This is a genomic window from Micromonospora sp. M61 (genome assembly GCF_018070245.1).
In the GTDB taxonomy this organism is placed as follows: Bacteria; Actinomycetota; Actinomycetes; order Mycobacteriales; family Micromonosporaceae; genus Micromonospora; species Micromonospora zamorensis.
On record NZ_JAGPYA010000113.1, the window covers coordinates 1 to 8,614 of the forward strand.

Here is an 8,614-nt window from a genome sequence, read left to right on the forward strand (position 1 = left end):
GGGGCGGGGTCGTCGGGGGCGGAGTGGTGGGCGGCGGGGTGGTGGGTCCACCGCCCCACTGCGGGTTCGGCCACGGGCCGCAGTACGGGGTGGGCGTGTACCAGCCGGAGTTACCGCTGCCCCGGGTGATCTGGAAGCCACCGCCCACGCAGTTGTGCATCGGGTTGCTCTGCGCGATGTTGGTGGCCCGCACGTTCGTGAACGACACCTGACTGGGTGCCTGCACCTGGAGCGCGTACGTGCCGGCGCCGTCGATCCGCACGTTGGTGAGGTTGATGCCGCTGGTCTGGCCCTCGATCCAGTGCAGCGCGGCGTACGAGCTGTCCAGGATGTCGGTGTCGGTGATGTTGATGGTGGCCTGCTGGAACGATTCGTTGAGTGCGGAGAACCAGATCGCCCCGACGCCGAAGTTCCAGTTGTAGTCCGAGTTGCCGTTACGGATCAACGTGTTCCGGGCGATCGTCCAGGTGCCCCGGACCGCGGTGTCGCCCTGCACACCCGGGTAGCGGTTGGCCACGTGGATGCCCCCGCCGTTGGTCAGCGAGTCGGCCGTCACGTTGTCGGTGATCTTGATGTCCCGACCGCCGTAGCTGACCAGGTGGTTCGCCAGCAGGGTCACACCGATGGTGTTGTGGGTGAAGGAGTTGTTGACGTTCGGCACGCTCTGCGCCCACATCGCCAACGCGTCGTCGCCGGTGTTGCGGACGAACGTGTTGGTCACCGTCGAGTTGGTCACGCCGGTGTGGAAGTTCACCCCGTCCGCGGTCTGGTCCAGGATCCGGCTGTTGCGGATGGTGAAGTTGTCCATCGGGCCGTCCATCCACGCCCCGACCTTGGTGTTCTCCAGCCAGAGGTTGTCGACCACCGAGTTGGTCATCGCCCCGCCCAGGGCGTTGACCTGGTCGTCGTCGATCCGCTCGCGGATGTCGCCGATGATGGCGAAGTCCCGCAGCGTGACGTTGCGGCTCGGCCCGTTCGCTTCGTGCGCGCGGACCGGCCCGGTGTAGCCGCCGCCGGGCACGTACTTGCCGTAGATGCCGACGGACCTGTTCCGGTCGGTGGGGTGCCGGCCACCGAGCACCGAATACCAGGGCCCGGCGCCGCGCAGTGTCACCCCGTCGACCACCACGTGATCCCAGAGGGTGAAGGTCCCGGTCGGGATCCAGACGGCCCTGCCCTGGGCCTTGCCGGCGTCGACCGCCGCCTGGAACCTGGCGGTCGAGTCGGTCGCGCCGCTCGGGTCGGCGCCGAAGTCGGTGACCACGTCGAGCACACCGGCGGGCTTCGTGATCGCGGGGGCGACCAGCTCGAAGTCGGCCAGGTCGATGGTGAACGTGGGCGACTGGGCGGTCGAGGAGACCTGGAAGCGGATCTTCGTGCCGGCCGGCTGGGTGCTGCCGAACATCGCCCGGGTCTCGTCGTAGAAGTGGTGCGGGTTGGTGTCACCCGGGTTGTTGTTGAACGGGTATCCGCCGTAGTACCAGCCGTACCTCGACGTCACCGGGACCGACTTCAGCAGCGACCCGTTGGCCCGCAGGTCGATGGCGGCGTCCCGGCCGGTGCCGGACGGGCTGTCGGGCAGGCTGTACCGGAAGGTGACCGCGTTGGCCGGCGCGGTGAGAGTGAACTCGACGTACTCGCCGACGGCGTCGAGGGTGACCGCCTCCCGGCCGGACGCCTCGGACGGCAGCGTGCCGTAGCGCCGGTCCGGGCCGATCTTCGAGCCGTTGTGGGCGGCCTCCTCCGCCTCCTGCTCGATGAACGGGACGGTGGCGCCTCGATTGGGAATGTCGAAGGGGGACAGTCCGGCTGCCGAGGCCGGCGTTGCGGTGCCGGTGACCGCGAGAGCGGTCACCGTTGTGGCGGCGAGCAGGGTGGCGGCAATGGCGGCCAGCCCTGCCCGGGTCGGGTGTCGGTGGTGCGGGGTGCCGGTGGTGTGGTTGGCCATGAGCTGCGCTCTCCCTTTCGTCAGGCAGGCCAGATCCCCCCGTGTCGGTGCGGCGTGGCGCGTCTCCCCCTCGTTTCTCCTTTCCTTTGGTGGCGTGGTGCCGGCGGCCGGGACGGGCCGCCGGGCGGGCCCGCGCCCACCACGGCGAGCAGAGTCAGGTCAGGCCGGGCCGTCCGCCACTCGCGGTCCGTCCGCCGATTCGGTGGTACGCAGCCAGACCGCTGTGTCGGACGGCAGCAACCCGTCGTCGAGTGGCCCGCTGGCCAGCAGCAACCGCCCCTGGGCCGGCATCGGAACCGGCGTGTCGGACAGGTTGACGAGGCAGGTGAAGCCACCGCCACGGCTGAAGGCGAGCACCCCGTCCGGGGCGGGCAGCCAGGTCAGCTCACCGTCACCGAGCGCCGGGTCGGCCTTTCGAGCCCGGATCGCCGCCCGGTACAGCTCCAGCATCGAGGCGGAGTCGCCGGTCTGCGCACTGGCCGTCCGGTCCTTCCAGTCGGCAGGCTGGGGCAGCCAGGGCGCCGCGGCACCGGCGGGGCTGAACTCGAAGGGCGGCTCGTCCCCGGCCCACGGCAGCGGCACGCGGCAGCCGTCCCGACCCGGGTCGACCCGGCCGGACCGTTCCCACATCGGGTCCTGACGCAACGCGTACGGGATGTCCTCGACCTCGTAGAGGCCCAGTTCCTCGCCCTGGTAGACGTAGGCGGCGCCGGGCAGCGACAGCGAGAGCAGCGCGGCGGCGCGGGCCCGGCGGGTGCCCAGCTCAAGGTCGGTGGGGGTGCCCTCGCGCTTGGCGGCGAAGCTGAACCGGGTGTCCGCCCGACCGTAGCGGGTGACGTGCCGGGTAACGTCGTGGTTCGAGAGCACCCAGGTGGCCGGCGCGCCGACCGGCGCGTGCGCGCTCAGCGTCCCGTCGATGCTCTCCCGCAGCGCCGAGGCGTCCCAGGCGCAGCCGAGGAAGTCGAAGTTGAACGCGGCGTGCAGCTCGTCCGGGCGCAGGTAATTGGCGAACCGCTGCCGGTCCGGCAGCCACACCTCACCGATCAGGGCCCGCTCGCCGGGGTAGGAGTCGGCGACCCGCCGCCAGCCCCGGTAGATGTCGTGCACCCCGTCGAGGTCGTGGAAGGGGTGCGGGTGGTCCGGTCGGACCTCGGGCAGCTCCCCGTCCTTGACCAGGAGCCCGGCCGAGTCGATCCGGATGCCGTCCACGCCCCGGTCGAACCAGAACCGCAGGATGTCCTCGAATTCCGCGCGTACCCGGGGGTGGTCCCAGTTGAAGTCCGGCTGCTGCGGGGCGAACAGGTGCAGGTACCAGTCACCGGGGGTGCCGTCCGGGTTGGTGGTGCGGGTCCAGGTCTCGCCGCCGAACTCGCCGATCCAGTCGGTGGGCCGCTGGTCCCCGTTCGGGCCCCGGCCCGGCCGGAACCAGAACAGGTCCCGCTCGGGCGCGCCGGGCCCGCCAGCGAGCGCCGCCTGGAACCAGGGGTGCGCGTCGGAGCAGTGGTTCGGCACCACGTCGACGATGGTCCGGATGCCCAGCGCGTGTGCTTCGGCGATCAGCGCCTCCGCCTCGGCCAGGCTGCCGAAGACCGGGTCGATGTCGCGGTAGTCGGACACGTCGTAGCCGGCGTCGGCCATCGGCGAGGGATACCAGGGACTGAACCAGATCGCGTCGACGCCGAGCGCGGACAGGTGGTTCAGCCGGGACCGGATGCCGGCGATGTCACCGATGCCGTCGCCGTTACCGTCGGCGAAGCTCCGGGGATACACCTGGTAGATCACGGCTCCACGCCACCACGGACTTCTGTCAGCTGTGGACACGAGCACCTGCTTTCTGCGTCAGTACGTCGGCGTGTTCGCCGGAGGAAGATATGTGTCGGGCGAACGGTCGTTGTTCGCCGCGCGGGAGGATGCGCTGGTGGCTATCCCTTGATGCTGCCCGTGGTCAGACCGGACATGATGTTCCGTTGGAAGATCAGGAAGATGATGACAGTCGGGATCGCGGCGATGACCGACGCGGCGATCACCACGTTCATCGGTGTGCCGCCGGCGAAGGTGTAGATGCCGACGCTGACCGTCCGGGTCTCGGGCGAGGGCATGACCAGCTTCGGCCAGAGGAAGTCCTTCCACACCGCCGTCACCGCGAAGATCGACACGACGCCGAGGATGGGGCGCGACAGCGGCAGGATGATCGACCAGAGCGTGCGCAGCGACGACGCCCCGTCCATGAGGGCAGCCGCCATCAGCTCCTCGGGAATCGAGTCGAAGAACCGCTTCAGCAGGAAGATGTTGAACGCGTTGGCGACCATCGGCAGCCAGATCGCGAACGGCGAGTCCAGCAGGTTGATGTGCAGGATCGGCAGGTCCAGCACTGTCACGTACTGCGGGACGATGAGGACCATCGCCGGGATCATCAGAGTTCCCAGCATCAGGGCGAGGATCGTGTTGCCGAAGATCGGTCGGAGCTTGGACAGCGAGTACGCTGCCGCGCTGTCGAAGACCAGTTGGAACAGCACCGCGCCGATGGCGTAGTAGAACGTGTTGAACAGCAGCTTGGCGAGGGCCAGGTTGTTCCACGCGTCGATGTAGTTCTGCGGCTGGGGATCCTTCGGGAACAGCGAGGGTGGGGTCTGCGCGATCTCCTGGCCGGACTTGAGCGCGCCGGTGACCATCCAGTAGAGCGGCCCGAGGAAGACGAGCGTGAACCCCGCCACGACGACGATCAGCAGCGTCCAGTAGATGACCTTGCCGCGCCCCCGGCTGAGCTGGGAGTGGGAGATGAGGGTCCGGGTTCCGGAATCCTGTGCCATTCCTCGCCGTCCTAGTCCTGTTTCGCAGTCAGCCGCACGTACACGGCGGAGAAGCCGGCCAGCACCACGAGCATGATCACGCCCAGGGCGGCGGCGCCGTTGAGGTCGTTCTGGAAGAACCCGTGCTGGTAGATGAGGTACGCCACCGAGGTCGCCGAGTCCTCCGCGCCCGCGCCGTTGGCGAGGATCAGGGGCTCGATGAAGAGCTGCATCGTGGCGACGATCTGCAACATCGCCAGGAGCGCGAGGATCAGCCGGGTCTGCGGGATCGTCACGTGCCGGATCCGGCGCCAGATCCCGGCGCCGTCGAGCTCCGCCGCCTCGTACAACTCGCCGGGGATGTTCTGCAACGACGCCAGGTAGATCAGCACGGCGCCGCCCATGTTCATCCAGGTCGACGCGACCACCATCGCCGGCATCGTCATCTCGGGCGACTGCATCCACTGCGAGGTGGGCAGGTGCAGCGCCTTGAGGATCGCGTTGAAGAGCCCGGCCTCACTGGGGTCGTACGCGTAGAACTTGAAGAGGAACAGCGCCGAGGCCGGCGGCAGCATCACCGGCAGGTAGACCAGGATCCGCAGGTAGCCCTTGGCGTGGCGGAACTCGTTGAGCAGGATCGCCACGAAGAACGGCACCGCGTACCCGAGGACGAGCGCGAGCACCGTGAAGTAGAAGGTGTTCTGCCAGGCCGTCCAGAAGCTGGGGTCGGCGATGATGCGGGAGTAGTTGTCCCAACCCACCCAGGTGGTCTCGCCGCGCCGGGTCCGCTGGAAGCTCATGACGATGCCGCGGACCATCGGGTACCAGGAGAAGACGACGAAGCAGAGCACCGCGCCGATCAGGAACGCGTGCCCGGTGAGGTTGTCCCGTACTTTTCGGCCGAGGCTCGTACGCTGCGGCCTCGCCGAGTACGGCGACGGCGGGCGGCCCGGTTTCCTGGGGGTCTCCGGGACGGTGGTGATCGCCAAGGCAACTCCTGGGTGAGTCGGTGACGTCGACGATGCGGCGCGGGTGGTGTGGGGGCCGGGTCGGCGTACCGGCCCCCACACGCTCAGGTCAGCTCTCCGCGGTGAGGAGCTGGTTGACCTTCTCCTCGGCGGTCTTGAGCAGGGCGTCGATGTTCGAGTTCGGATTGGTCAGCACACCGGACATCGCGGCGTCGAGCACCGCGTAGATCGCCTGTGCGTTGCGCGGCTCACCCTTGATCGGCACCGGGGTCGCCTCGAAGAGAGCGAAGTTGGTGGTGTCGACGTTCGCGTTCGCCTTGCGCAGCTCGAGCTCCTGCTTCTGCGCGTCGCTGCCGTTGGCGAAGAGCAGCGGCTGGGGCAGACCGACCGGGTAGTTCTGCGGCTTGGCCCGGACGTAGTCGAACTGACCCTTGCCCGGGGTGAGCTTCTGGTACGCGATCCACTTCAGGCCGGCCTTGACCTGCTCGGGGGTGAGGTCCTTCTTGAAGAAGTAGCCCTCGCCACCACCGAGCGTCCCCAACGCCTTGCCGTCCTGGCCGGGCAGCGGAGCCATCGCCCAGTCCTGGAACTTGCCCTGGAACTGGCTGACGATCGCCTGGGTGGCGTCCGGCGCGCCGATGAACATGCCGACCTTGCCCGCGCCGGCGTTGGTCAGCAGGTCGCCCCACTGGAGCAGCTGACGGGCGCCCATGCTGTTGTCGCCGTACCGCATGTCCTTGATGTTCTGCAGGACCTGCTTACCCATGGCGTTGTTGAAGTCGGCCTTCTTGCCGTCCGGGGTCAGCACCTGGCCGCCCTGCGAGTAGAGCAGGGAGGTGAAGTGCCAGCCGCCGGTGTTGCCGGCGCTGTACTCCGAGTAGCCCGCGATGCCGTTGCCGAGTGCGGAGATCTTCTTGGCGGCGGCCCGGACGTCGGCCCAGGTCTTCGGCGGGTTGTTGACGTCGAGCCCGGCCTGCTGGAACAGGACCTTGTTGTAGACCAGACCCATCGAGTAGTTCTTCACCGGAACGGCGTAGAGCTTGCCGCCGTCGGTGAAGACGCCCTTGAGTGCCGGGTCGACGCTGTCCCAGGTGGGGATCGTGTCCTTGCTGACCTGGGAGGTGATGTCCATGGCCTGACCGGAGTCGAGCACCTGCTGGAGATCGGTCATGTATCCGTAGAACACGTCAGTGACGGTGCCGCCGGCGAGGCGGGCGGTGAAGTCCGGCGGGTTGTTGCACTGCTCACCGACGCTGACGCTCTTGATGACGATGTCCGGGTTCTGCTTCTGGAACTCGGCGACGTCGTCGTTCCAGTTCTTCAGCAGCTCTTTCTGCGCACCGACCGGCTGGCAGTCGACAGTGATGGTGACCTTGCCGCCTGCGGTCGCGTCCTTGTCGTCACTCTTCGTGGAGCATGCCGTGAGGCTGAGCCCCAGGCCGGCCACGAGCGCAACCGCCGCAGCCTTTCGGTATTGCGGTACGGACATCTGTCCATCCCTTCGGGAACGGGTGTCTCCAATGACCTTCGCTGATCTGCGGTGATGCGACCTGACGCCCAGTAGCTGCGTCGGAGCCAGGTGTGAGTGGAGTCACTGTAGCGAGGGGGACTCATTTCGGCAAGGTATCGACCCTGTTCCGAAAGGACACGACGTGATTACGGCAGATGTTGGCAAGCGCTTGAAAGCAGCCAGATATGCGGGCTTTGGTCCCTTATGGCGGGTCATTCGGCGATATCGATGCCGCTCCCGACGGGCAGCGACGAAAACGGCCGCCGACCGCATGGAGCGGTCGACGGCCGAAGCGTCGTCTGGTGTGGTGCCTAGCGACCCGGGGCGGGAGCGGTCGAGCCGCGTACCACCAGCTCGGGCTCGAACAGCAACTCGTCGTGCAGGACGCCGGCGCCTTCGATCTGGGTGACCAGCAGATCCACCGCGGCCTGCCCCATCGTCTCGATCGGCTGCCGGACCGTGGTCAACGGCGGGTCGGTGCAGGTCATGAACGCGGAGTCGTCGTAGCCCACCACCGACACGTCGGCCGGCACCGAGCGACCCAGCCGCCGGGCCGCACGGATCGTGCCCAACGCGAGCACGTCGCTGGCGCAGATGATGCCGGTAACGCCACGCTCGACCAGTTTCGTCGCGGCGACCCGCGCGCCCTCCATGGAGAAGCTGGAACGCTCGACGCACTCGGCGTCACCCTCGTCCCAGCCGGCGGCCCGGATCATCGCGTCCAGTTTGCGTCGGGACGGCACATGCCCCTCCGGGCCGAGCACCATCCCGATCCGTTCGTGCCCGAGCGAGCGCAGGTGCCCGTACGCCTGCTCCACCGCCACGGCGTCGTCAGTGGAGACCCGGGGGAAGCCCAACTCGGCCACGCCTGCGTTGACCAGAACGACCGGAAGACCCCGATCGGTCAGCCGACGGTAGTGGTCGTGTCGGGCGTCGGCGAGCGCGTACGAACCACCCGCGAAGATCACGCCGGAGACCTGGTGGTCGAGCAGCATCTCCACGTAGTCCATCTCGGAGACACCGCCGATGGTGCGGGCACAGAGGGCGGGGGTGTAGCCGCGCTGCGCCAGTGTCCCGGTGACGACCTCGGCCAGCGCCGGGAAGATCGGGTTCTGCAACTCGGGCAGCACCAGCCCGACCAGCCGGGCGCGCTCGCCGCGCAGTTTGGTCGGCCGCTCGTAACCGAGCACGTCCAGCGCGGTCAGCACGGCGGTGCGGGTCGTCTCGGAGACCCCGTCGCGGCCGTTGAGCACCCGGCTGACGGTGGCCTCGCTGACGCCCGCCTTCTTGGCAACTTCAGTCAACCGCTTGGTCACGGTCGCAATCGTACGTCACCAGGATGAAAGAAATGAACAGCAAAGTGCCCGTCGTTTGCTGGCTTGCTGCCGGATTCTTCCGA

Annotated in this window: 6 protein-coding genes; all 6 read right to left on the minus strand. The window is 68.1% G+C overall.

All coding sequences use genetic code 11. From position 1 onward, the window contains the following. On the minus strand, positions 1-1,948 hold a 1,948-nt coding region (locus KBX34_RS32400; RefSeq protein WP_210928904.1), incomplete at its 3' end, for a glycosyl hydrolase family 28-related protein. A gap of 159 nt (positions 1,949-2,107) precedes the next feature. Next, on the minus strand, positions 2,108-3,730 hold the full coding sequence (locus KBX34_RS32405; RefSeq protein ID WP_307871548.1) for a glycoside hydrolase family 13 protein: 1,623 nt from the start codon (positions 3,728-3,730) through the stop codon (positions 2,108-2,110). Positions 3,731-3,870: 140 nt separating this feature from the next. Beyond that, positions 3,871-4,758, minus strand: a complete 888-nt coding sequence (locus KBX34_RS32410) for a carbohydrate ABC transporter permease (protein ID WP_088950972.1) — start codon at positions 4,756-4,758, stop codon at positions 3,871-3,873. A gap of 11 nt (positions 4,759-4,769) precedes the next feature. Next, complete coding sequence (locus KBX34_RS32415; protein ID WP_088950971.1) at positions 4,770-5,726, minus strand: carbohydrate ABC transporter permease; 957 nt, start codon at positions 5,724-5,726, stop codon at positions 4,770-4,772. 88 nt (positions 5,727-5,814) lie between these two features. Further along, complete coding sequence (locus KBX34_RS32420; RefSeq protein WP_099849730.1) at positions 5,815-7,194, minus strand: ABC transporter substrate-binding protein; 1,380 nt, start codon at positions 7,192-7,194, stop codon at positions 5,815-5,817. A 332-nt stretch (positions 7,195-7,526) separates the two neighbouring features. Beyond that, complete coding sequence (locus KBX34_RS32425; RefSeq protein ID WP_088950969.1) at positions 7,527-8,531, minus strand: LacI family DNA-binding transcriptional regulator; 1,005 nt, start codon at positions 8,529-8,531, stop codon at positions 7,527-7,529. Positions 8,532-8,614 lie beyond the last annotated feature (83 nt).